The following is a 22,682-nucleotide window of genomic DNA, read 5'->3' as shown; positions in this document are numbered from 1 at the left end:
AAAAAGACGCCCGCTGAATCACTAGCGGGCGTCTTTGCTTTCGGGCGGCAGAAATCAGCGTTGAAAACCTTTGAATCGATGGCGCGTTAAGAGGGAATGGATGAAGATCAGCACGCATACGAAAAGAATCGGGGATGTGACATAAAGTGGGATCAGCTTCATGAGACCGAATAGATTGAGGATGAAACTGATTCCGATGAGTATGAGGAGGATCACCTGTTTCGCCATGAGCACATCTCCTTTGGAAGCCGTTTTTTACTATGTATATGTGCCAAGGTGAATTCTCATTCAATGGAATATGACAATATTGTGAAATACCATACAAACTCTTGTCATAGGCAGCCGGCTCATGGTATATTATCAGTGTGAAGTTGATCACAAGCAAACATATACCCCTTTGTTTGACCGTGAAAAATTTCTCCCATCCCCTTTGTTCGTATTTGAAAAGCCGATGTTGGCGACAACATCGGCTTTTCCATTTGTGCAATTAATATTATATCGGGATAATTAATTACCCGATATATCTCCAAAATGTCCCGTGTTTTGCGGGGATCTTCTTCACCTTCTGCTGAAGGGCCCACTTTTTCATTTCTTTCTCTACTTCCTCAACCGATAAATCGTATACCACGGCAATTTCCATCGTACCGACCAGGCGATAGTGCTTCATGAATACATCCAGTGATGGGAGCGTCTGTTTTTCCGGTTTCTCTGCAAGCATTTCTTCAATGATGTGTACGTAGACGTCATAAGGATACATACCTGCGATCTTCAAACCTTCGTCTTCAATGTTTTCATTGAAGAAAACAAGGGTAGGGATCTCTTCGACTTCCATCTCGGATGTGATCTTAACATCACACTTGAACGCCTTCGCAGCAGAATCAGAGTGGATATCGTTCATGAATTCGTTCAGGTCCAGCTTGGCAGCAGTGGCGCATTCCTTTAATACATCAATGGAGGATACATCCCTTTTTTCAAGGAATAATCGCTCCTGAAGACAACGAAGGAATCGGATGCCCTGATGTTTCCCCTGTAGTTCGGCTGCCTTGATGGCGAATGATACCACATAAGGCGAATCGATGGGATTTTCTTTCCAAAGGCTGCCGTCGCAGGACATGCCCGAACGGCTGGCGGTCTTATCCCAGTGCTGGGCGAGATCCGCTTGTTTCTTTCTCGTTGCGATATTCAGCGAGGACAGCTGACCACTCAGGATGTAGCGGATGCGGAAGTATTGACCGTATTCGATATGAAGCTTTTTCATGATGGGTTCCAAGGCCCAGCATTCCGGACAAAGAGGGTCGACGAACATATAGATCTCCAGAGGCTTCTTATCGGCGCTGCATCCCTTCAACGGATGCCAGTTCACGCTAGTCAATGTCATTCTGCTCCCGTTCATCGGTATTCACCATATGGTGCGCGGTGAGTGCAAGGCGATGGAAGAAATCTTCGCGTACAGGACCCTCTAATTGTACGTCGTCCATTGCTTCATGCATGCAGCCGAGCCATGCCTTGGCACGTGACTCGGTAATCGGGAAGGGAAGATGTCTCGCACGGAGCATGGGATGCCCATGTTCTTCCGTGTAGATCGGCGGCCCCCCCAGGTATTGTGTCAGGAATTGTTTTTGTTTCCGTGCTGTTTCGGTCAAATCATCCGGGAACAGGTTGGACAGCTCCGGATGGCGGGCTACTCTATGATAAAACGCTTCTACGAGCATGGAGAGTTTCTTTTCGCCGATTAGATTATAGGGCATGTTAGGTTTCTCGACCATAAGAATGACTCCTTTTTACTAAGTTTGTAAGTTCATTCTAGCAAGCCTGCCGTGTTAGTACAAACAAATCGGCTTGCCCTTCAACCATAGTGTGACCTCGATGGGGGAAACGTATGAAAGGGGGGCGGGGAAATAAAAAAGAAGCCGGCCTCGATGGCCGGCTCATGCGTAATAAGAATCCATGATTTTTCTCACATAGTTCTGAGTTTCCTGGAAAGGAGGCACTCCGCTGTACTTATCTACATTCCCGGGCCCAGCATTGTAAGCCGCCAAGGCAAGCTTCATGTCCCCGTCATATTTCACCAGCATCTGTTTCAGGTACTTAGAGCCGGCAAAGACGTTCTGTTCAGGATCAAAGACGTCAGTGACCCCGAGTCCTCGGGCTGTACCGGGCATGAGCTGCATCAATCCTGCAGCACCTGCGTGACTGGTGGCGGAAGGGTCATAACCCGACTCCTGTTTCACCACAGAGTGGATCAGCTTGGCAGGTATGCCGTAGCGTTCGGCAGCCCTGGAGATGATGGAGTCGATGCCTGTTTCTTGCGACTTGCTTGCATCATTCTCCTGAGAGAGGGCAAGCGTCGGAGAAGATGCGTGATGGGGCATGGTGTTGAGGAGGTTCTGTACACTCCCCAATGTGTCGGTGCCGGTAGTCTGAAGAGCACGATCGAGCACGGTTTGGAACACATTCGTGCCTTCGCTTGATGATGAGGCGATGGACCCGAGGTTACCGAGTGCCTGAAGCTCCATCATCGCTTTTACTTGTTGGATGTTCATGTGTCGGATCTCCTTGCTCTGATTAGTAGGCGTATACAGTTACTATCGGTTAGATTCCTCTACTGTGAAGGATTTTCCTTCTGCTTTTTCTTCAATTCATCATAAAAGCGCCTGACTTTGTTCTTGGTCTGTCGAACCGGGATCTGGAACGTCTCGAGAAGCTCGAGGAAGGTGGCTTCTCCTTCGGTCCTGTCCGCTGCTTCATATTCCAGTTCATAATCTTCTTTATCCAGGTACTCACTCTGATCCAGAACCAGGAGCCCACCTTTGAATCGTTGCTCGGAGCGTTTTGTATTCAGCGTCCCGAAGTGGTGCAGGGTGGCTGGATCGATATTCAGCCCGAGGATAGTATCCCGTACTTCACCCTCAGGGAATCTTCTATCCTTTAGAAGAGAAGCGGCTTTCTCCTCACTTAGGGGCTGGTTGGTCTCGAGTAGGTCTTCCCCGTGGGGGGTCTTCAATGTCAGCGTATAGTGTCCGCTCTTGGACCGGATCCTAAGGGCTGAACGGGATTCCTTCAGTTTGAAATCTTCGGTATCGAAGTAGTGATTGGATTGGTGCAGAAAATCCGCTTCTTTCACATTGAAGGCAGAAGAGAGCTTAACAAACTCTTCGGGTGTAAGAAGGTTCTTGAATTCGATTTCGATTTCTTTTGGCATGAGGGTCTTCCTTTCTACTGTCGGTCATTGCTTCATTATCTCATTGACGAATGGGGAACTTCAATGTTTAGATGAATCCATGAAATGTGGTAGAATGATACTGATTGTTTTATGGAAGGAATGAGTGTTGAATGAGGAAAGTAATCCAGTTTCACCAGACAAGCGTTGAAAACGGTGTCCTGGTCCTGCACACAGAACAGGACGATCTCCTGGTAGGAGTCCAGGCAGCCGGTCAGATCATAGCAGACTCTGATCGATTCGCTTTTGTATACCTAGCAGAAAATGCGGAAGAGTATGTGTATTTATATTTGGAGGAACCGATCTGGCAGGAACTGAAGAACGTCCTGGATAGCGGCATGCCGGTCATGGCGCGCGGAGCGGAACGGACCCTAGAGCTGCATCAGTTCCAGGATGAGCTTCAGTACCTGGTCGAGAATATTCAGGGGAACGGAAACTACGGTGATGAAATGGTCGCTAAGGTTGAAGCGGTATTTTTCCACTGATCAAATGAGCATCGTTCAATAAGGCATTGACAGCCGACCTTACCAGGAGGTGATGGAATGAACCATTGGGAACAGTTTTTAGCTCCGTATAAACAGGCTGTTGACGAACTGAAGGTTAAGCTGAAGGGGATGCGTGGTGAGTATGAGAAATATAGCATCCATTCACCCATTGAGTTTGTCACGGGCAGGGTGAAGCCGATTGCCAGCATCCTGGATAAAGCGAACAAAAAAGGAATCAAGCTGTCTGCGATCCAGCAGGAGATGCAGGACATCGCCGGACTGAGGATGATGTGCCAGTTCGTTGAAGATATCCATGTGGTGGTGGAAAAGCTCCGCGCACGGAAGGACTTCACCATCATCGAGGAACGTGACTATGTGACCCATAAGAAGCCGAGCGGCTACCGCTCCTATCACATCGTCATCGACTATCCCGTGCAGACCATCCACGGGGAAGTGAATATCCTGGCGGAAATCCAGATCAGGACATTGTCCATGAACTTCTGGGCAACGATCGAGCATTCATTGAATTATAAATATAGTGGCCAGATCCCGGAAGAAATCAGACATAGGTTGCAAGGTGCTGCAGAAGCTGCTTTCCGCCTTGATGAAGAGATGAGCCTCATCAGGGAAGAGATACAGGAAGCACAGGTCATTTTTACGAACAAAACGGAAAAGGACCAGCGAGGGAGACCCAGCGGGACTTGAAAGGGGCATGAGTATGAAGTTCGCGATCACGTCAAAAGGTGATTCCAAATCCAACACGTTGATGCATAAAATGAGGACCTATCTTCAAGATTTTAATCTTACATATGATGAAGACCAACCCGACATCGTCATCTCCGTCGGTGGTGACGGCACGCTCCTCTATGCCTTTCACCGCTATCGTTCAAGACTTGATAAGACGGCTTTCGTCGGAGTGCATACCGGCCATTTGGGTTTTTACGCAGATTGGGTGCCCGAGGAGATCGAAAAGCTTGTCATCGCCATTGCGAAGACTCCTTATCAAGTCATTGAATACCCTCTACTCGAGACGATCATCCGCTATCAGCACGGTGGAAAGGAAACGAGGTATCTTGCCCTCAATGAATCGACCGTCAAAAGCGTAGAAGGAACTCTTGTCATGGATGTGGAAATACGCGGCCAGCACTTTGAACGCTTCCGCGGGGACGGTCTCTGCCTTTCCACGCCTTCAGGAAGTACGGCCTATAACAAAGCCCTTGGCGGCGCCATCATCCACCCGTCGATCCCTGCGATCCAGTTTGCTGAAATGGCGTCCATCAACAATCGCGTCTTCAGGACGATCGGTTCGCCGCTCATCCTCCCGGCCCATCATACATGCATGCTGAAGCCGGTGAACGGTCCTGACTTCCTCGTCACGATCGATCACTTATCCCTGCTTCACAAAGATGTGAAGAGCATTCAATATCGCGTGGCCGATGAAAAGATCCGATTTGCCCGGTTCAGGCCGTTCCCGTTCTGGAAACGGGTGCATGACTCCTTTGTGTCGGACTGACGGATCAAGGATCATGAAACGATACGAAATGAATTGGGTCATCGGTGAAGAGGACCAGGGACGCCGCATGAAAGATTTCCTCAAGGATCATGAGATTTCCAAGCGCACCTTGACGGCGGTCAAATTCGAAGGCGGGGAGCTTAGCGTCAATGGAAAGCGGGAAGATGCAAGGTTTCGCTTAACCGCGGGTGACTGCCTCCGCGTCGTCTTCCCGGTTGAAGACAGCTCCATCCTCCCTGAGCCCCTTTCCTTGAAGGTCCTTTATGAAGATGAGGACGTTCTGGTGGTTTACAAACCCGCTGGAATGAAGACGATTCCTTCGACCGATCAAGCAGGGGGGACATTGGCAAATGCGATCAGGTTTCATTACATGGCAACTGATGTCGCATCCACTGTCCATATCGTCACAAGGCTTGATAAAGATACGTCTGGGATCGTGCTGGTGGCAAAGCACCGGCATATTCATCATCTCTTCTCGCTGAGTCAGAAGCAGGGGAACGTTAGCAGGGAGTATGAAGCCATTGCTCACGGGGTGTTTACAGATGCAGAAGGGGTCATCGAAGCTCCCATCGGGAGGAAAGAGACCAGCATCATAGAACGGATGGTCCGGGAAGACGGCCGCCATGCAAAAACCCGATATCGTGTCGTGAAGCAGTTCGGAGCCTATGCCCATTTGAGACTGCAGCTCGAGACAGGGAGGACCCACCAGATCAGGGTGCACCTTTCCCATATCGGGCACCCGCTGGAAGGGGATGATCTTTATGGAGGTACGCTTGATCGCATGAAGCGGCAGGCACTCCATTGCAGCCGCCTTACCTTCTTTCATCCGGTGAAACAGCGCGAGCTGACCCTTCACTGCCCCCTGCCTCAAGATATGTGTCGGTTGGTGGATCAACGTCTATAATAAGAGCGAGAGCCCTAGAGGCCCTCGCTCTTATTTAGTATCGGGTGAATCTAGAGGGGAACGATGGCATGGTGGATGGCACACTGACCGTTTCCAGTTCCGGGTAGCGGAAGGCGGTGAGGCGTCCTCCGAAGACGGCACCGGTATCGATATTGACCGTATGATGAATCCGTCTCGGTTCAGGGACGGGAGTATGGCCATAAATGATCCAGGGATGTCCGTGGTAGCCCCTGGCCCAGTCCTTCCTGACGGGGGTCCCGTCGGGATTCCGTTCCCCGGTGATGTCTCCGTACAGAACGAAGGTCCTGACTTTTTTATCTTTACGCCCGATCCATTCCTCTTTGATCCCCGCGTGGGCAAGGATCAATCTCCCTTCATCGAGCACATCGTAGAGAGGGGCACGTTCGTAGAGGGTGAGGAACTGCTTCTTGATTGATGCCTGCTTCGAAGGAGAAGCGGATTCCCACTCTGCTACCGTTGTCTCAAGTCCATGGCGGATTTGAACATCATGGCCCAGGAAATAGCGGTACAGTTTATCGCAGTGATTCCCCGGTACATACCTTGCTTTCCCCCGGGAGCATAGTGCTGCCACAAGTTCGATCGTATCGAAGGATCGCGGCCCCCTGTCGGTAAGATCCCCGATGAAGGCGAGCTTTCGTCCGGGATGGACAGGGATCCCGTCATCCCAGCTGTATCCAAGCTTTTCGATGAGTGCGGTCAATTCATCAAAACATCCGTGTATATCCCCGATGATATCCAGTTTCATGTCAGACAGCTCCTTTTCGCTTTTCTTTTTATTGAAATTATGCCATATTAATGGTTCAGTGTTTCACATATACGCTCGGACCGCAGGACTTCAAGAAAAAGGATGTCATTTTTAAGGCGACAAGAACTGAAGGATTTGCTAGTATTAAAACGATAAAGATACATGTGATAGGAAGAAGGTGTGTTCAATGACTGATATCACACAAGATCAGGAAAGAGACAAAGATAAACCGAATGATAGGGAAATGTTTGATGAAGAACTTCTGATCAGGGCGCTTGAAGAGGAGAATATGGATCTCTTCCGTTCAGAGTTCATTGAACTGCACTCGTATGACCAGGCGACATTCTTTGCACGGGTGGAGGAAGGATTGAGGGCCCGCCTCTATCACTACCTATCCCCAGAAGAAATGGCAGAGCTTTTTGAAAGTCTTGATATTGAAGAAGAAGATTATCAGGATATCCTTGCCGAAATGAATCCCTCTTATGCAGCTGAGATGCTCTCCCATATGTATACGGATGATGCGGTCGATGTATTGAATGAGCTGGATAAGGAACAGGTGGTCAGCTATTTGACCATCATGGATGATGAATCGGCGAAAGAGATCAAAGAACTCCTGCATTATGAAGAATACACGGCCGGTAGTATCATGACCACGGAATTCGTGGCCATCAGCAAGAATCAGACGGTGCGGTCGGCCATGTATATCTTGAAGAACGAGGCACCGAATGCCGAGACCATCTACTATATCTATGTGATCGACGACGATAAAAAACTAGTAGGGGTCATCTCCCTTCGCGACCTTATCATCAGTCACGATGACGTGATGATCTCAGAGATCATGAGCGAACGTGTCATGTCTGTAGGAGTCAGTGAAGACCAAGAGGCAGTAGCGAGACAAATGAAGGATTACGATTTCCTTGCCCTGCCTGTTGTAGATTTTCAGCAGCACCTCCTCGGTATCATCACCGTCGATGACATCATGGACGTCATGGAAGAAGAGGCATCCGATGACTATTCGAAGCTCGCAGGGATCTCGGATCTTGATTCCATCGACCAGAACCCGTTCAGTGCAGCCAAGAAAAGGCTGCCGTGGCTCATTGCCCTTTTGTTCCTTGGCATGTTCACCGCGAGTCTCATCAGCCGCTTTGAGGATACCCTTGCCGTCGTGCCGGTCCTTGCCATCTTCATCCCGGTCATTTCGGGGATGTCCGGTAATACGGGCACCCAGGCCCTCGCCGTTGCGGTTCGAGGTATTGCAACGGGAGATATTGAAAAAGAAAGCAGATGGTCCCTTATCATGCGTGAAGCAGGGACCGGTCTGATCACGGGTACCACATGCGGTGTCGGTATCAGCATCATCGTGTACGTGTGGAAGGGTGAGTTCTTCCTCGGACTGGTCATAGGGGTTTCGCTGCTCATATCCCTCTTTGTGGCCACACTTGCCGGGATCCTGGTCCCGCTCGTGATGCATAAGCTCAAAGTCGATCCGGCGGTTGCGTCGGGGCCGTTCATCACTACGATTAATGATATCATTTCGATTTTGATTTATTTCGGCCTCGCCACCATCTTCATGAGCTACCTACTATAACTATAGACAAGGGGGAGAATTAGAATGGAACAACATGCATCTGTTACGTCACTAGTCATTGTGATCCTTGTGGCGTTTCTGACACCTATCCTGCTCCATAAGTTCAAACTCAACTTCATCCCCGTGGTCATCGCAGAGATCATCGTCGGATTGATCATCGGGAAAAGTGGATTTGATATTGTTCACCAGGATATGTGGCTTGAGACGCTTTCTACATTGGGGTTCATTTTCCTGATGTTTCTCAGTGGATTGGAAATCGACTTCACCGCCTTCTCGGGAGGCAAGAAGAAAAAGGCCCTGCTGCCGAACGGGAAGGAAGAGCCGAACAGGCTCCGGGTAGCCATGATCATTTTCCTGGGGATCTTCGTGGTCTCCCTTGGCCTCTCTTATCTGTTCGTTTGGTTCGGTTTAATCAATAACGCTTTCCTCATGACCCTCATCATCTCGACCATCTCTTTGGGAGTGGTGGTCCCGACGTTGAAAGAGGCCCATATCATGAAGACGGCAATCGGTCAGATCATCCTCCTGGTAGCGGTCATCGCCGATCTTGCGACGATGATCCTGCTTGCCGTATTCGTCTCCCTATATGGGGACGGCCAGGGAAGCATGTGGCTCCTTCTCATCCTCTTCGGTGTGGGGATCCTGCTTTACTTCCTTGCCAGACGACTGAAGAATAATCCGTTCATCAGGAGTCTATCGACAGGTACCGTTCAAATCGGTACACGGGCGGTATTCACGCTCATCATCGTCCTGGTGGCCATCTCGGAAACCGTGGGGGCAGAGAATATCCTCGGGGCGTTCCTTGCCGGAGTGCTTGTTTCACTCCTTGCGCCCAATCAGGAAATGGTCCATAAGCTGGACTCTTTCGGCTACGGATTCCTCATCCCGATCTTCTTCGTCATGATCGGGGTTGAACTGGACCTCTGGACCCTCCTGAGCGACAAGAAAATGCTTCTGTTGATTCCTTTGCTGCTGCTTGCTTTCTTCATCTCGAAAGTCGTGCCGGTGTACTTCCTGAAGTATTGGTATGATACGAAGACGACCCTTGCTTCTGCGTTCCTTCTGACCTCGACCCTATCCTTGGTCATCGCGGCAGCTAAGATCGCTGAGCGAATTGAGATCATTACTCCACAGATGAGTGGAACATTGATCCTTGTCGCCGTCATTGCCTGTATCATCACGCCGATTTTCTTCAAGAAGCTATTTCCGAAAGAAAGTGCGGCAGAGAAGAAGCTCAAGGTTTCATTCCTTGGAGCCAATCAGCTGACGATGCCGGTATCGAGGGAGCTTCAATCCTCCCTGTATGAACCGGTCCTTTACCATACGAGGCAGGACAAATCGGAACAGACCATTGCAGACTCGCTGTTCACCATCAATGAAATCGAGAATTATGATTCTTCGACCATTGAAGCACTTGGAATATTTGATTCGGATATCCTCGTCATCTCCACCGGAGACGAAGCGCTCAATGCTTCATTAGCCGTGGAAGCGAAAGCAAAAGGTGTGGACCGGGTAATCGTCCGGGCCGAGAGTGCAGACCTTCATGAAGATCTGAGGGAGAAGGAGATCGAGGTGTATTCCGTCTTCCTATCCACGAAGGCACTCCTCCGGGCCTTGATTGAATCACCGTCTGTACTGAATATCCTGACCAATCAAGAAACGTCCTTGTATGAAATCAGGATGCTGAACCATCAGTTCGAAGACATGTCCCTCAGGCAGTTCCCGTTCACCGGGGATGTCATTTTCGTCAGGATTTTCAGGGGTAAGGATTCCATCGTTCCCCACGGTGATACAGAGCTTCATATGAATGATCGCCTGATTGTCACCGGTTCGAAGGAATATGTGGATGAATTGAAGAGAGAATTGGAATTCTGTGAAGACTGCTGAACACATTGGAACTTCCCATGCTATATGCTGGGAAGTTCTTTTTTTATCTCATTAGACAATGGATAACACTATGTTTAGAATGAACGTATAACCAATAGGAGGTGTTCCCATGTGGAGAGAGAATGTGAAGACCATACGCAATGAATTGATCGACAGCTTCCATGAAGCAAGAGAAGATGAACTGAATGAAAAGCCTGCAAGTGGGGGGTGGAGCATAGCGCAAGTCGTCCTGCATCTGGCCGGGGCGGAAACACGCTTCATGGAGCTCGCACTGCGCTCTGCTACTGAGACCATGGAGAAGGGAGAAAAGGTCGACCTGACAGTATTCGATGATCCCGGACATAAGATGATCGCTCCCATCGATCCGCCTGACGAACACAGAACCTTTGACGAACTTATCGAGTCCCTTCATGCTTCTCGGCAGCTGACGGAACGCCTTGAATCTTCCTATACATCAGAAGAGCTGGAGCAGAAAACAATGGATCATCACCGCTTCGGCATCATGCCCATTGAGCAGGTATTCGAACTGCTGGGCAGGCATGAGAAGCGGCATATCCGCCAAACCCACCGGATCAAAGAGCAGATCACCCGACCGTGAAAGGATCCCGGTTCTTGGGGGCGCAACGTATGATGAGCCCCCTCCCGTAAGTATGGATGCGATGGTGGGAGGGGTCAGCTGATAAACATCGCGAACAAGGCTTTTCATTTTGATGATTATCATGTAGAATTAGTATCAGGTACTAATAACATGTATTAAACAGGAGGATATTCAATGACTCTTTCATTAAAGGGAAAAACATACGTCGTCATGGGAGTGGCGAATAAACGCAGCATCGCCTGGGGGATTGCCCGTTCGCTCCACCAGTCGGGAGCACGATTGATCTTTACATATGCTGGTGAACGTTTTGAAAAGGGAGTAACGGACCTGGCTTCCACACTCGAAGGCGGAGAAGATTCACTGATCCTTCCTTGTGATGTGACAAGTGATGAAGATATCGACAAGTGCTTCGCAACCATCAAGGAAGAAGTCGGAGTCATCCATGGCCTCGCTCACTGCATCGCATTCGCGAACAAAGAGGAGCTTGCCGGAGACTATATGAATACGACCCGCGACGGTTTCCTTCTCGCCCACAATATCAGCTCCTACTCACTGACGGCTGTCAGCAAGGCGGCAAAAGGGATCATGACCGAAGGCGGAAGCATCGTGGCCATGACGTACCTTGGAGGAGAAAGGGTCATGCAGAACTACAACGTCATGGGAGTGGCGAAAGCTTCCCTTGAAGCAAGCGTACGCTATCTCGCAAGCGACCTTGGTAAAGATGGGATCCGCGTCAATTCCATTTCTGCCGGTCCGATCCGCACCCTGTCTGCTAAAGGAGTGGGTGACTTCAACAGTATCCTGAGAGAAATTGAAGAGCGCGCACCTTTACGCCGCAACACGACTCAGGAAGAAGTAGGGGATGCGGCTGTATTCCTCTTCAGCGACTACTCAAGGGGAATCACCGGAGAAAATCTCCATGTGGATTCAGGTTATCACGTACTGGGTTAAATTCAGATATCGATAGAAAGAACCTTCATCAAAGGAAGGCTCCTGTTGGAGTCCACCGCGATGAAGGTTCTTTTTTTGCATTTTGCCATGAAGAAACACATAGGAGGGGTGTGCATACATATAAAAGTAGACCATAAGGAGGGATGAATGTGAGAAAAGAAAAGAAGCCTCTGTTATATATTCAGCAGCCCCGCATGATTGATGTGGGCAGCAATATGCAGAATACCTATAAAGGATCAGCCAAGAAGGCAGAGAACAGGCCGAAACCCCTCGTAGAAGTGAAGGAAGAGCCAGTGGAGGCCGTCATAGAGGAACAACGGGAGGTGCTGACGACGGAGTCCTATTTCCGGCCGCTGAAGCCATTCAGGGAGATGGATCTTGAAGGGAAGATCGGCTACCTGGAAGCGAGCATCATGGGGAGGGCCCCGTTCCCATGTACATTCCAGACGGAACATGTCTCCTACAGAGGGGTGCTTCGATCATCGGATTCCACTACACTGACGATTAAGACCTTCCAAGGGGAAGATGTGGTGTTGGAAAAAAGGGCAGTCAAGAACATCCAGATCATCGGATTGAAATAAAAAGAGCCAGGCGGTCACCCGACTGGCTCCTTCCCTGTCAATCAGTCACAAACTCCGTCCACTCTTACATCATCGATGCATTGGATGGCGCAGAAGCAATCTAGATCAACTGTAATGCAATCCCCTGTCAACTCATAGTAATAGTTATTGTGAAGACCCATCATTTCATCCTCGGAATCAACATCTGCTCCAGAAGCATGAACCTTTTTCAATACTTGAAGGGTGGCACAACAATCGTCGAATACGTTTTTGACACGGAAGTATGGTGTTTTCCAGCAGTGATGTTTAGGATGCACCTTGAAAAGGTCTCCTTTTTTGTTGTAGAGTTTGAAAACACGCGTGTTTGGTGCATTTCCGACAGGACTGATCAAAGACCCAAGCGGCTCAAGAAAGCAGTCGTTCTTACAATCGAAGCAATCTTGATCAGCTGCATCTTGGATATCTTTAATGGCGCGTACGGCTAGACAAACGCATCCTTTACTGGCACCGTGAATATCATCTTTTCTTTTTCCGCAACCCATAAGAAAATTTCCTCCTTAAATTGTTTTCATTACACTACTAACATATTGACAGAACGGGTTTTGGGTCACGGACAATAGCCCCTTTTGGGGAAAATAGGCAGAATTGAATGAAGGAGTGGGCGCTTTTTGAAGCTAACTGTTCTGGAATTGATCATCATGGGATTAGCCGTCTTCAGGCTTACCCATCTCATTGTATTCGATAAAATCACTGAATTCATCAGAAGTCCCTTTTTCAACGAAATCACAGAAGCAGATGAAAATGGTTTGGAGGAAGTGTATCTGGTTCCGAAAGAGGGGGGAATCAGGGGCTTTATCGGGGAATTGTTATCGTGCTATTGGTGTACCGGTATGTGGATGGCGTTTTTTTGCTACGCGGGATTCATTTTTTACCCTGCAGTGTTCCAGCCGTTCCTCGCGATCATGGCGGTGGCGGGGATCGGGGCCATTCTTGAATCGGCCATTCAAAATTGGAAATCACAGTAGGGATTAGGGAAACAGTGGAAACAAGCAATGCATCTTGCGCATATAATGGGAGTGGGAATGAACGAAAGGAGGACGGGGAAGTGAAGAAAACCCCTATACATGTACCGCTCACCACCAATTCCACTCCGAAGAAAAAAGGCTGTGGATGTGGATCGAAAATCAAAAAGAACTAAGACTGCTCCTTTGGGCAGTCTTTTTCTATTCATAAATAATTGCTTTTCAGTAAAAAATAAAGGGTGAGAACGAACCAAACGGAGGGCGGTTTATATGACTCGAATGATCATCATCCTGTTCATCCTCCTGCTGACTGGCTGCAAGAGCATGGAAGATGGGAAAGACAGTAAAAATGCATTGATGAAGCGCACCGATCTATCTCCTATCGAACTGGTGGATAATCCGGAAACCGACAGCTTCGGCCATGCCATCAAAAAAGAATTGGCGAAGAAAAAGGAATTATACGATGTTGCTGTGATCCAGGGGAAGGAAAAGACCCTGGTCGTCTATAAAGTGAAACACCTGCAGCGATTCCATATGAAACGGATCCAGCACGACATGGAGGCCTACCTTGAAGATAAGTATCCCGATGAGGATTTCATTCTTTCAAGCGACTATAAAATCTTCCTTGAAACGGTAAGGCTCAAAGAAAGAATTAAGAATAACGATATCGGAAACGAAGAGGCAGAGAAGCACTTCAATGACATCATCACTCTTCAGAAGGAAAAGACATAGGAGGGCTAGGAAGTGGCTAAAACACCGAAGACACCTGAACAAAAGCAGTATGAAGCCATCGAGAAGAAGTATGAAACAAAACGCCCTTTAATGAAGAACGTACTGAAAGCATTTTTTGTCGGGGGATTCATTTGCGTGATCGGACAGGCGTTCACCTATATGTATATCTATTTTTTTAATTTTACTGAACAGACGGCTGGAAATCCAACCGTTGCCACCATGGTCTTCCTTGCCATGTTGTTGACCGGATTCGGTCTGTATGATCATCTTGGTCAGTTTGCAGGAGCCGGCAGCGCCGTGCCCGTCACCGGTTTCGGGAATTCGGTGATTTCTGCAGCGATTGAACATAAGACCGAGGGGTACGTACTCGGGGTAGGGGGAAATATGTTCAAGCTTGCCGGATCGGTCATCGTATTCGGCGTTTTCTCTGCATTCGTCGTGGCCCTCATCAAAACAATCCTCATCCAGTTAGGGGTGATCTAATGTTAAAAGGCTCACAATCATGGGTGTTTCCCCTTAAACCGAAAATCCTCTCCACAGGTGTCGTCGGGGGCCCGTTTGAAAAGAAAGGCCGTCTCAGCGCTGATTTCGATCGTTTCTATGATGACGTGAGAATGGGGACGGATACGTATGAAAAGGCAAACCGTACCATGATCGAAGATGCTGTATCCATCGCCCTTGAAAAGAAATCCATCACTAAAAATGACGTCCAGTTCTTCCTGACCGGGGATCTGATCAATCAGATCACACCGTCAAGCTTTGCCGCAAGGACCATCGGTCTCCCTTATTTCGGATTATTCGGGGCATGTTCCACCTCCATGGAAGGCCTCGCCCTTTCAGCACTCATGGTCAATTACCATGGGGCACGCCACGTCATAACCGGAGCCTCGAGCCATAATTCGGCTACGGAAAGACAGTTCAGATATCCAACAGAATACGGCGGTCAAAAGCCTCCAACGGCCCAGTGGACCGTTACGGGAGCGGGGTATGCACTCCTCGGCAATGAAGCAATCGGATCAGCACCGGGACCGAGGATAACCTCCGCTACAATCGGAAAGGTCATCGACATGGGTCTATCCGATCCCTTCAATATGGGAGGTGCGATGGCGCCGGCAGCAGTGGATACCATCACGGCTCACTTCAGGGACCTTGAGCGTGACCCATCCTATTATGACTTGATCGTCACGGGAGACCTGGCGAAGATCGGTCGGCTTACGGCCCTGGACCTTCTTCAGCAGAAAGGACTCGGGATCGGGGCCGATCAGTTCCAGGATTGTGGATTGCTCATTTATGGTGATGATCAACCCGTTCAGGCAGGGGCAAGCGGTCCAGGCTGTTCTGCCACCGTGCTATACGGCCATCTCCTCAACCAGATGCGTCAAGGAACGTATAAAAGGATCCTCGTGATTGCTACGGGAGCTCTTCTTTCTCCGCTAACCTTCCAACAAGGTGAAACGATTCCTTGTATCGCCCATGCCGTATCCATTGAATATTCTTAAGAAAGGGGAGTACCTATGTTAGCCATGTTTTTTTGGGCCTTCGTTGTCGGTGGACTCATATGTGTTGTAGGGCAGCTGCTGCTTGACGTGGTGAAATTCCCTCCGGCATATGCCATGAGTTTTCTTGTGGTGGTGGGTTCTGTACTTTCAGGATTGGGGCTTTATGAGCCCCTCATTGATTTTGCCGGAGCAGGTGCCACGATCCCCATCATGAGCTTTGGGAATTCCCTGGTGAATGGGGCCATGCAAGAATCCCAGGAGCATGGGATCATCGGGGTGCTGACGGGGATGTTCGAAGTCACATCCTCCGGAATATCGGCAGCCATTGTATTCGGATTTCTCGGGGCCCTCTTATTCAACCCGAAAGGATGAAGATCAAGCGGTCAGATGGACACCATCTGATCGCTTGATTTCGTTCAGGGCTTCACCCATTTTCACCTCAGCCCAACCATAGGCCTTGTCCGATACATATGTTAATAAGGATTATAGGGCAAAGCGAGGTGATATTTGCATGTACGGATATGGAGGATACGGATGCGGCTACAATTACGGCTGTGGAACTGGCGGATATGGTTCTACATTTGTATTGATTGTCGTTTTGTTCATTCTTTTGATCATCGTCGGAGCCAGTTTCTGCTAGAAAGGAGTAGAAAGGCAGTATCCTTGAGCTATTGGGGATCCTGTCTTTTTTATGGTTTCTGTCTGATCCGAGGAACGCTATTGGGTTTTTTACATATGATGCTTATAGTTAAAGGAGGCGTGAGTAGATGAACAATAATTTTTTCAAGAACCTCGAGAAGAAGACCGGTGTGGATATGAATGAGGTATTTGAACTGGCAAACTCCCTGCAGAATGCAAATTTCAAGGATGAGGCAACGGTCCGCAGCGTCATCAAAAGGGTTTCTAAAATCGCCAATAAGCCTGTAAACAAAGAAATGGAAGATAAAATCGTTAAATCCATCGTAAACGATGGGAAGCAACTTGATTTCGGAACCATTTCCAACATGTTGAATAAAGGGAATAAAAAATAAGCAGCCCTTGTGGGGACCTGCGATCGGGAGGCCGGTATATGAGCCTCCTTTTTTTGTTGGGAGGATTAACGTCATCGGGTACGGGGTAACATACATTAAAAACGAAGGAGGATGGATCCGATGGGCTATATTGCACCGATTCCCCATTATCAGTATAAGCAGTATCAGGAGAGGGAGCTGAAGGTCACGGAGCAGCCTTACCATTATACCCCTGTACATGCCATCACCGGCCTGTCGAGAGGGATGGGTGGGTATGAAGGAGGACCTCCAGATGATCGGAATGAAAAGGGCAAGGAGAAGGTTCCTGAAAAGACCATTGCAAGACTAACAGGAAAAGGGATCAACTTTCACGAATATGTCTAAGGAGATGCCATCTCCTCGGAAACGGGGAAGCATCTGACATTATAGTGGGAGCTGAGGACATTGGAATTCATCTCATTACGCGAAAACACCTATGCCTTCACAGGGGCCGTGAACATTGGATACTCGGTGAAGGAAGGGAAGGGACTGCTGATCGATACGGGTCTGGATGACTCGGCCGCTAACAAAGTTCTGCGGATACTCGACGAAAAAGGTCTTCCCCTTGATTACTGCATCATCACACATGCCCATACGGACCATTACGGAGGGGCCGATCGGATCAGGAATAAGAGGGACTTGACGATTGTCGCTCCCCGCCTGGAAAAGGCAATCATGGAAAATCCCGTCCTTGAACCCATCTACTTATTCAACGGGGCTTTTCCTCCCGTTTCCCTGCGGAATAAATTCCTTGAGGCCAAGGGTATTTCTGTCGATAAAGAAATCGAAGCAGGTCCCTATCAGCTTGGTCCGTTCCAATTGGACATCTTGAGTCTTCCAGGGCACTCCTACGGGCAGATCGGCGTGCTGGTGGAAGGGGTCCTCTATGCTTCCGATGCTTACTTCGGCAAGGAGGCACTGGCAAAGCATATCGTTCCGTTCATCACAGACGCCGACCAGACCCTGGCTACACTTCACTACATATTGGAACAATCCTGTCATGGGGCGATTCCCGGCCACGGCATATATGAAGAAGATTTCAGAAAGACGGTAGAGGAAAACATCGCCCTTCATCATCGGCATATGGAAGCGTTGGAAGAACTGATTGCGGTCAAACAATCGTGCTCCTTTGAAGGAATCGTCAAGGAGTACTTGAATGAAGTGGGGGTTTCATCCCGGCAGCTTGGCCAGCTGCTTCTGTATCGTACAAGCATAACGGCCTATCTGATTTCACTCGAGAGAAGGGAACGGATCACCATGGCGGTCACCCAGAATGAACTTGTGGTGGCCCTTCACTCATAGCCCTGAACGAAGAGCGGCTCATTCTCGGTCCATTCAGCAAAGAGCACATCTTCTGACGAGGTGAACCCGTGCCTGTTGATCTCAGCCTGAAGCCACTGGTCATCTTCCCCTGCAATCTTCAAGTTATCATAAAGGATTTCCCCATCCATGATCAGAGACAGGGGCAAGGTTGCTTTCTTCAGTGGAAGGGAAAGGTCCTGACGCTGCACTTGGTCGTAGAGCGGTTTCTTGATGACGCTGAGGGTTCCGTTGGATTCAAGTAGGGCGTACTCACACTCTTTGACTGAAAAAATATCCTTTGCCCGTAAGAGATGCTGCAGCTGATTCAAATCCAGGTGATTCTTCTTCAGGACATTATAGTTGATGATTCCCTTATTGATGACGATATCCGGTGTGCCTTCCATCAGGTGACGGAATTTCCTGGATTTCTGGGTGAAGAATTCAGTCACAAAAATCAGGGCGCCCCATATCAGGATAGCGGTCAATACTTGAAACACCGAGATCTTATCATCGTAAAGGGAGTTACCGACAAGCTCTCCGAGGATCAGGGCCGAGATGAAATCAAATGCCGAGATCTGCGTGATCTGGGTCTTACCCAGTACTTTGGTAAGAATGAGCAGCGCGAAGTAACCGACAATCAATTCCACAGCGATGGATGTGTACTCCAATGGGATTCCCCCTTTCAACAGGCTACTCCCCATTATGGACGAACGACCTCCAGTCTATACGATAATGTCGTTACACAAAACCAGACACAAAAAAGCGCCGGATCCAAGTTCCGGCGCCTTTTTGTATTCATAATGCTTTTTCCATCGTACGGTGGGGGATCCCCGCGTCCAGGAATTCATCAGACACGATCTCATACCCTAACTTCTCATAAAATGGAATGGCTTGACTCTGAGCGTTTAGCTTCAGGATAGGAAGGGACATTTCCCTTGCGTACTCCTCGATGGCCTTCATGATTTCCCGGCCGGCGCCGCGCCCCCTGAGAGAGGAAAGTATGCAGATGCGCTCCGCTTTTCCTTTCCCATCTACGATCCTGAAACGACCTGCACCTACGGGCTGATCCTCGTCATAAAGGAGGAAATGGGTGGACTGCTCTTCGTGTTGATCAATTTCATCTTCAGGAGGAACATTTTGTTCCCCCACGAAAACGGTTTTTCTGATGGAAAATACTTCTTGAAGTTGTTCTTCTGTTGAGGCGATTTTAGTGTGCAATTTACTGATTTTCCTTTCCGAGTCGGAATGTTTCATAGACGGTCCATGAACCGTTCTCCAGCTGATAGAGAAGGTGGAACCGGTCGATGGTTTCCTCATGATCGATGCCAAGCATGGATAGGGAGCCGTAAATGTCGGAGTGCTCATCATTACTCAGCTTCTGGGCTACAGTGATGTGGGGCACGAAAGAGTACTCCGGCTCATCTCCCATGAATTCCCTGTGATGCATGGCATCGTGAAGTGCCTGCAGCTCAGGGTTCGGATCCACTTTGAAATAGATCACGTTATTAACGGGTTGGAATGAGCTTACTTTATACGCCTTCAGCGTAAAAGGGTCATGTTCTTTGGCGATATGGGAAAGCTTACCGGCGATATCCTTGATATGCTCATCATCAGCGCTGAATACATTTTTCAGCGTCAAGTGAGGCGGAATCAGAGCATAATGGGGGTCATAACGTTTTCGGTAAGAATTTGCGATATCTTGAAGTTTTTTAGATGGGAAAATGACGATGCCATAGTTCATTTTCGTTCAATCCTCCTTAGAAACATATGTGCGTATGAGTAGTATAGCAAATTTTTAAAAAATTTAACATAGGGCGAACGGAGCGACCGCCCATTACTTATGGAACATGAACGTCAGGGCCCTCCGCAGATCAGGCTGCCAGTATTTCCATGTATGATCTCCGTCGAACTCATCGTAGAACGTTGTGTAGCCTTTTTCTGCGAATACGTGGTTCAATTCGCGATTCGGTGTCAGAAAATCCTTGATTTGACCATCTGTGGTCTTCACTTCGGTTTCACCCTGCCCGATCACATGGTAAATATCCAGCAGATGGGGGGAAGGGAATGACCTTACGGCTTCAAGGACGGATTCGTTGACGAGAGGTGATTGCAGGATCACTTTCCCGAACGTATGCGGATATTTCAGGGCCGTCATCAAAGAAACAGTCGCTCCCAGCGAATCGCCTATGAGTGCACGCCCTTTTCCCATTTGGTAAGTCGGATACAATTCATCAAGCTTCGGTGTCAATTCATGGGCGATGAATCGGATATAATCTTCGTTCTCTTCTCCGCCTGGATGATACTTGCGGCTCCGATCCTGTACATTCTTATAGGGAACCCCTACGATGATTGTATTCTCGATCTCCCCGTTGCCCAAAAGCTCATCGGCCAGTCTTGGAATCCTTCCCAGCTGGAAGTAGTCCTTTCCATCCTGGGTGATCAGAATGGAGTATTTATATAGGGGAGAGTAGGAAGCCGGAAGATAGACCAGCATCTTGATCTCCTCGTTCAGTGCTTCGCTGTATAGAACCAATTCTTCCACGGTCCCTCTAGCAGTTGTCATTCTACACACATCCTTTATCTCTGTTAACGTTTACAAGTGGATTGTATCACAAAGTGAAGAGAAAAGCTTTTATGAGAGAGTCCGGTAGAACCTTCTGATAAATGGTATAATTCAGACAAATGGAAAGGGGAGAGTAATTAATGGCAAAAACATCCGTACCATCCAATGAAGTAACGAAAGCAGCTCTCAGAAAGTTAGAGGAAAGGGGAGTGGCCCTGGAGGATATCGCCGACATCGTCTATCAAATGCAATATCCGTACAACGTTTCCCTTGCAATGGAAGATTGCCTTGAGAGCGTCAGGAAGGTCTTGTTGAAACGGGAGATTCAGCACGCCATCCTGGTAGGAGTCGAACTCGATCAGCTTGCAGAACGGAAGATGCTGTCTGAACCCCTTCAGTCCATCGTTGCCTCCGATGAAGGTCTTTTCGGTGTCGATGAAACGATTGCCCTTGGGGCAGCCCTTGGATACGGAAGTATTGCGGTCACGACGTTCGGCCACTTGGATAAGAATAAGATTGGCATCATTCAGAAGCTGGACACGAAGGAAGGTGGTTCCGTTCACACATTCCTTGATGACATCGTTGCAAGCATCGCGGCGAATGCCTCTTCCAGACTGGCCCACCGTTTAAGGGATCTGGAAGAGGGAAGACCGCTTGAAGAAAGGCTGGAAGTGGAAGGGGAGGAACTGATCGGGTAAGATTCTGCTATATAACAGAAAGAAAGGAATAAGCGTACACGCCAAATTTCATATACAATATTGAGCTTTTTATTGATGTAAAGGAGTTTGTAAACGTTTCTAACAATTATTATTCAATTTTTTTCTAGGGAACCATCCGGAAAGTCCTATATATCAGAAGAAATAAAGTGTTTTGCAAACGGATTCACTAGTTGTAATTTATAGAACATTATCAAAATATAAAATTTTTATCACAATTGTGTTACATTTTGTGTTACAATATTTCCGTTAATAGAAAATGATTAGGGGGAATTTCTTTGAAAAAACGCAGTTTAATGTTGGGTACAGCTATCCTGCTGCTTGTTTCTCTCGTTCTTGCTGCCTGCGGCGGTGGTTCAGGGGATGATTCTAAAGGAGCAGACGGAAAAAAGAAAACGGATTTCATCGGTATCGCAACTGGTGGTACGGGGGGTACATACTATCCCCTAGGTGGAACGTTCGCGAAGATCATCCAGGACGAGACAGGCATCAAGTCTTCTGCCTCCACATCGGGTGCATCTGCTGAGAACATGGCTTCCATCAAAGATGGGAAGACAGAGATCGCGTTCACTCAGACCGATATCGCTTCTTATGCCTCAGAAGGAACACAGATGTTCAAGGATAATAAAGTCGAGAATGCACGCGGTATCGCAACACTTTACCCTGAAACCATCCAAATCGTCACAACAAAAAAATCAGGTATCAAATCGGTTGAAGATCTTAAAGGAAAGGTCGTATCAGTCGGTGAAGCCGGATCTGGTACACTACTGAATGCAGAGCAAATCCTTGAAGTTTATGGAATGAAGCTTGACGACCTAGAAGCGCGCAATCTATCATTCGATGATTCTACTACAGGTATCCAGGATGGAACGATCGATGCAGCCTTCATCACTTCCGGTACGCCTACAGGTGCAGTAGAGGGTCTTGCAGCCACTCAGGATATTACCATCGTTCCTGTTTCTACTGATAAGGCAAAGGAATTGATCGAGAAATATCCTTATTATGCAGAGGATAAGATCCCTTCTGGTACTTACAGTAAAGTCGATGAAGAAATTACGACGGTCGCAGTACTGGCCATGCTCGTTACTAGCGCCGATATTGATGAAGACGTCATCTATGATGTAACGAAGGCGATCTTTGAAAACACAGATGATATCAAACATGCAAAAGGTAAATTGATTTCTGCTGAGAACGGCCTCAAAGGGATGGGCATTGAATTGCATCCTGGAGCCAAGAAATATTTCGATGAAAAAGGAATCTCAGAAGAATAAGAGTCGTTTCAAATGTTTCGAAAGGGATAGGCCTGACTCTCGGGTCTATTCCTTTG

At 48.3% G+C, this 22,682-nt stretch carries 31 protein-coding genes; 20 read left to right on the top strand and 11 right to left on the bottom strand.

What is annotated here, in order from left to right; all coding sequences use genetic code 11:
* Window positions 1-54: 54 nt before the first annotated feature.
* From AF331_RS22735 to AF331_RS07910, 5 genes are all read right to left on the bottom strand, one after another.
* Window positions 55-228 carry a hypothetical protein gene (locus tag AF331_RS22735; RefSeq protein ID WP_162838954.1) on the bottom strand — a complete coding sequence of 58 codons (174 nt, stop codon included), beginning with the start codon at window positions 226-228 and terminating at the stop codon, window positions 55-57.
* Between the two features lie 283 nt (window positions 229-511).
* Complete coding sequence (locus tag AF331_RS07925) at window positions 512-1,378, bottom strand: ClpXP adapter SpxH family protein (RefSeq protein ID WP_053427835.1); 867 nt, start codon at window positions 1,376-1,378, stop codon at window positions 512-514.
* Entirely contained in the window at window positions 1,365-1,766 is a 402-nt protein-coding gene (locus AF331_RS07920; RefSeq protein ID WP_053427531.1) for a globin domain-containing protein, read from the bottom strand. Before AF331_RS07920 ends, AF331_RS07925 begins: the two co-directional genes overlap by 14 nt.
* Window positions 1,767-1,928: 162 nt before the next feature.
* A complete protein-coding gene (locus AF331_RS07915; protein ID WP_053427530.1) occupies window positions 1,929-2,543 on the bottom strand; it encodes a lytic transglycosylase domain-containing protein in 615 nt (204 codons plus the stop codon).
* A 59-nt stretch (window positions 2,544-2,602) separates the two neighbouring features.
* Complete coding sequence (locus tag AF331_RS07910) at window positions 2,603-3,202, bottom strand: CYTH domain-containing protein (protein WP_053427529.1); 600 nt, start codon at window positions 3,200-3,202, stop codon at window positions 2,603-2,605.
* Window positions 3,203-3,333: 131 nt separating this feature from the next.
* On the opposite strand from AF331_RS07910, the gene AF331_RS07905 reads away from it, so the two are divergent.
* From AF331_RS07905 to AF331_RS07890, 4 genes are read left to right on the top strand one after another with little or no spacing between them, the layout of a single operon-like run.
* Entirely contained in the window at window positions 3,334-3,705 is a 372-nt protein-coding gene (locus AF331_RS07905) for a UPF0738 family protein (protein ID WP_053427528.1), read from the top strand.
* Window positions 3,706-3,762: 57 nt separating this feature from the next.
* Window positions 3,763-4,410: a GTP pyrophosphokinase gene (locus AF331_RS07900; RefSeq protein WP_048015489.1), complete on the top strand. Its 648-nt coding sequence runs from the start codon at window positions 3,763-3,765 to the stop codon at window positions 4,408-4,410.
* Window positions 4,411-4,423: 13 nt separating this feature from the next.
* A complete protein-coding gene (locus tag AF331_RS07895) occupies window positions 4,424-5,218 on the top strand; it encodes an NAD kinase (RefSeq protein ID WP_048004306.1) in 795 nt (264 codons plus the stop codon).
* A 13-nt stretch (window positions 5,219-5,231) separates the two neighbouring features.
* Window positions 5,232-6,122: an RluA family pseudouridine synthase gene (locus AF331_RS07890; protein ID WP_053427834.1), complete on the top strand. Its 891-nt coding sequence runs from the start codon at window positions 5,232-5,234 to the stop codon at window positions 6,120-6,122.
* Between the two features lie 34 nt (window positions 6,123-6,156).
* On the opposite strand, the gene prpE is transcribed toward AF331_RS07890, so the two are convergent.
* Window positions 6,157-6,888, bottom strand: coding sequence for a bis(5'-nucleosyl)-tetraphosphatase PrpE (prpE, locus tag AF331_RS07885; protein WP_053427527.1), 732 nt, complete (start codon window positions 6,886-6,888; stop codon window positions 6,157-6,159).
* Window positions 6,889-7,132: 244 nt separating this feature from the next.
* On the opposite strand from prpE, the gene mgtE reads away from it, so the two are divergent.
* From mgtE to AF331_RS07860, 5 genes are all read left to right on the top strand, one after another.
* On the top strand, window positions 7,133-8,476 hold the full coding sequence (mgtE, locus tag AF331_RS07880) for a magnesium transporter (RefSeq protein WP_048013149.1): 1,344 nt from the start codon (window positions 7,133-7,135) through the stop codon (window positions 8,474-8,476).
* Window positions 8,477-8,500: 24 nt separating this feature from the next.
* Window positions 8,501-10,363: a monovalent cation:proton antiporter family protein gene (locus AF331_RS07875; protein ID WP_053427525.1), complete on the top strand. Its 1,863-nt coding sequence runs from the start codon at window positions 8,501-8,503 to the stop codon at window positions 10,361-10,363.
* A 109-nt stretch (window positions 10,364-10,472) separates the two neighbouring features.
* Window positions 10,473-10,961 carry a DinB family protein gene (locus tag AF331_RS07870; RefSeq protein ID WP_053427524.1) on the top strand — a complete coding sequence of 163 codons (489 nt, stop codon included), beginning with the start codon at window positions 10,473-10,475 and terminating at the stop codon, window positions 10,959-10,961.
* Window positions 10,962-11,135: 174 nt separating this feature from the next.
* Window positions 11,136-11,912 (top strand): enoyl-ACP reductase FabI, encoded by a 777-nt coding sequence (gene fabI, locus AF331_RS07865; protein ID WP_053427523.1) that lies wholly within the window; start codon window positions 11,136-11,138, stop codon window positions 11,910-11,912.
* 149 nt (window positions 11,913-12,061) lie between these two features.
* Window positions 12,062-12,493: a CotO family spore coat protein gene (locus AF331_RS07860; RefSeq protein WP_053427522.1), complete on the top strand. Its 432-nt coding sequence runs from the start codon at window positions 12,062-12,064 to the stop codon at window positions 12,491-12,493.
* 41 nt (window positions 12,494-12,534) lie between these two features.
* Here the strand turns inward: AF331_RS07860 and AF331_RS07855 are convergent, their stop codons facing one another.
* Window positions 12,535-13,014, bottom strand: a complete 480-nt coding sequence (locus tag AF331_RS07855) for a CotY/CotZ family spore coat protein (protein WP_048004299.1) — start codon at window positions 13,012-13,014, stop codon at window positions 12,535-12,537.
* Between the two features lie 126 nt (window positions 13,015-13,140).
* On the opposite strand from AF331_RS07855, the gene AF331_RS07850 reads away from it, so the two are divergent.
* The 9 genes from AF331_RS07850 (at window position 13,141) to AF331_RS07815 (ending at window position 18,076) form a co-directional block, all read left to right on the top strand.
* On the top strand, window positions 13,141-13,497 hold the full coding sequence (locus tag AF331_RS07850) for a DUF1360 domain-containing protein (RefSeq protein ID WP_053427521.1): 357 nt from the start codon (window positions 13,141-13,143) through the stop codon (window positions 13,495-13,497).
* Between the two features lie 267 nt (window positions 13,498-13,764).
* The gene (locus AF331_RS07845; RefSeq protein ID WP_235576335.1) at window positions 13,765-14,226 is read left to right on the top strand and encodes a sporulation protein; all 462 of its coding nucleotides are present in this window, start codon (window positions 13,765-13,767) and stop codon (window positions 14,224-14,226) included.
* Window positions 14,227-14,238: 12 nt separating this feature from the next.
* Window positions 14,239-14,709, top strand: a complete 471-nt coding sequence (gene spoVAC / locus AF331_RS07840) for a stage V sporulation protein AC (RefSeq protein WP_053427520.1) — start codon at window positions 14,239-14,241, stop codon at window positions 14,707-14,709.
* Window positions 14,709-15,725, top strand: coding sequence for a stage V sporulation protein AD (gene spoVAD, locus AF331_RS07835; protein ID WP_053427519.1), 1,017 nt, complete (start codon window positions 14,709-14,711; stop codon window positions 15,723-15,725). Before spoVAC ends, spoVAD begins: the two co-directional genes overlap by 1 nt.
* Before the next feature lie 15 nt (window positions 15,726-15,740).
* On the top strand, window positions 15,741-16,097 hold the full coding sequence (gene spoVAE, locus AF331_RS07830; RefSeq protein WP_048012985.1) for a stage V sporulation protein AE: 357 nt from the start codon (window positions 15,741-15,743) through the stop codon (window positions 16,095-16,097).
* Window positions 16,098-16,236: 139 nt separating this feature from the next.
* Complete coding sequence (locus tag AF331_RS21805) at window positions 16,237-16,365, top strand: YjcZ family sporulation protein (RefSeq protein WP_079515832.1); 129 nt, start codon at window positions 16,237-16,239, stop codon at window positions 16,363-16,365.
* Between the two features lie 127 nt (window positions 16,366-16,492).
* Window positions 16,493-16,756 (top strand): stage VI sporulation protein F, encoded by a 264-nt coding sequence (gene spoVIF, locus AF331_RS07825; protein ID WP_048004293.1) that lies wholly within the window; start codon window positions 16,493-16,495, stop codon window positions 16,754-16,756.
* Window positions 16,757-16,876: 120 nt separating this feature from the next.
* The gene (locus AF331_RS07820; protein ID WP_053427518.1) at window positions 16,877-17,119 is read left to right on the top strand and encodes a hypothetical protein; all 243 of its coding nucleotides are present in this window, start codon (window positions 16,877-16,879) and stop codon (window positions 17,117-17,119) included.
* Between the two features lie 60 nt (window positions 17,120-17,179).
* The gene (locus tag AF331_RS07815; protein ID WP_053427517.1) at window positions 17,180-18,076 is read left to right on the top strand and encodes an MBL fold metallo-hydrolase; all 897 of its coding nucleotides are present in this window, start codon (window positions 17,180-17,182) and stop codon (window positions 18,074-18,076) included.
* On the opposite strand, the gene AF331_RS07810 is transcribed toward AF331_RS07815, so the two are convergent.
* The 4 genes from AF331_RS07810 to AF331_RS07795 form a co-directional block, all read right to left on the bottom strand.
* Window positions 18,067-18,744: a DUF421 domain-containing protein gene (locus AF331_RS07810; RefSeq protein WP_235576334.1), complete on the bottom strand. Its 678-nt coding sequence runs from the start codon at window positions 18,742-18,744 to the stop codon at window positions 18,067-18,069. The genes AF331_RS07815 and AF331_RS07810 overlap by 10 nt on opposite strands.
* A 127-nt stretch (window positions 18,745-18,871) precedes the next feature.
* A complete protein-coding gene (locus tag AF331_RS07805) occupies window positions 18,872-19,294 on the bottom strand; it encodes a GNAT family N-acetyltransferase (RefSeq protein WP_162838953.1) in 423 nt (140 codons plus the stop codon).
* Window position 19,295: 1 nt separating this feature from the next.
* Entirely contained in the window at window positions 19,296-19,817 is a 522-nt protein-coding gene (locus tag AF331_RS07800) for a YjcG family protein (RefSeq protein WP_048004288.1), read from the bottom strand.
* Window positions 19,818-19,910: 93 nt separating this feature from the next.
* The gene (locus AF331_RS07795) at window positions 19,911-20,639 is read right to left on the bottom strand and encodes an alpha/beta hydrolase (RefSeq protein ID WP_053427514.1); all 729 of its coding nucleotides are present in this window, start codon (window positions 20,637-20,639) and stop codon (window positions 19,911-19,913) included.
* Window positions 20,640-20,779: 140 nt separating this feature from the next.
* Here AF331_RS07795 and AF331_RS07790 point away from each other — a divergent pair, with 140 nt between their 5' ends.
* Complete coding sequence (locus AF331_RS07790) at window positions 20,780-21,337, top strand: phosphatidylglycerophosphatase A family protein (RefSeq protein ID WP_053427513.1); 558 nt, start codon at window positions 20,780-20,782, stop codon at window positions 21,335-21,337.
* 296 nt (window positions 21,338-21,633) lie between these two features.
* Window positions 21,634-22,626, top strand: coding sequence for a TAXI family TRAP transporter solute-binding subunit (locus AF331_RS07785; RefSeq protein ID WP_053427512.1), 993 nt, complete (start codon window positions 21,634-21,636; stop codon window positions 22,624-22,626).
* Window positions 22,627-22,682 lie beyond the last annotated feature (56 nt).

This window comes from Rossellomorea marisflavi (assembly GCF_001274775.1).
GTDB lineage: Bacteria > Bacillota > Bacilli > Bacillales > Bacillaceae_B > Rossellomorea > Rossellomorea marisflavi.
The sequence above is the reverse complement of the archived record's forward strand: the minus strand, read 5'-3'. Positions and strand labels throughout refer to the sequence as shown.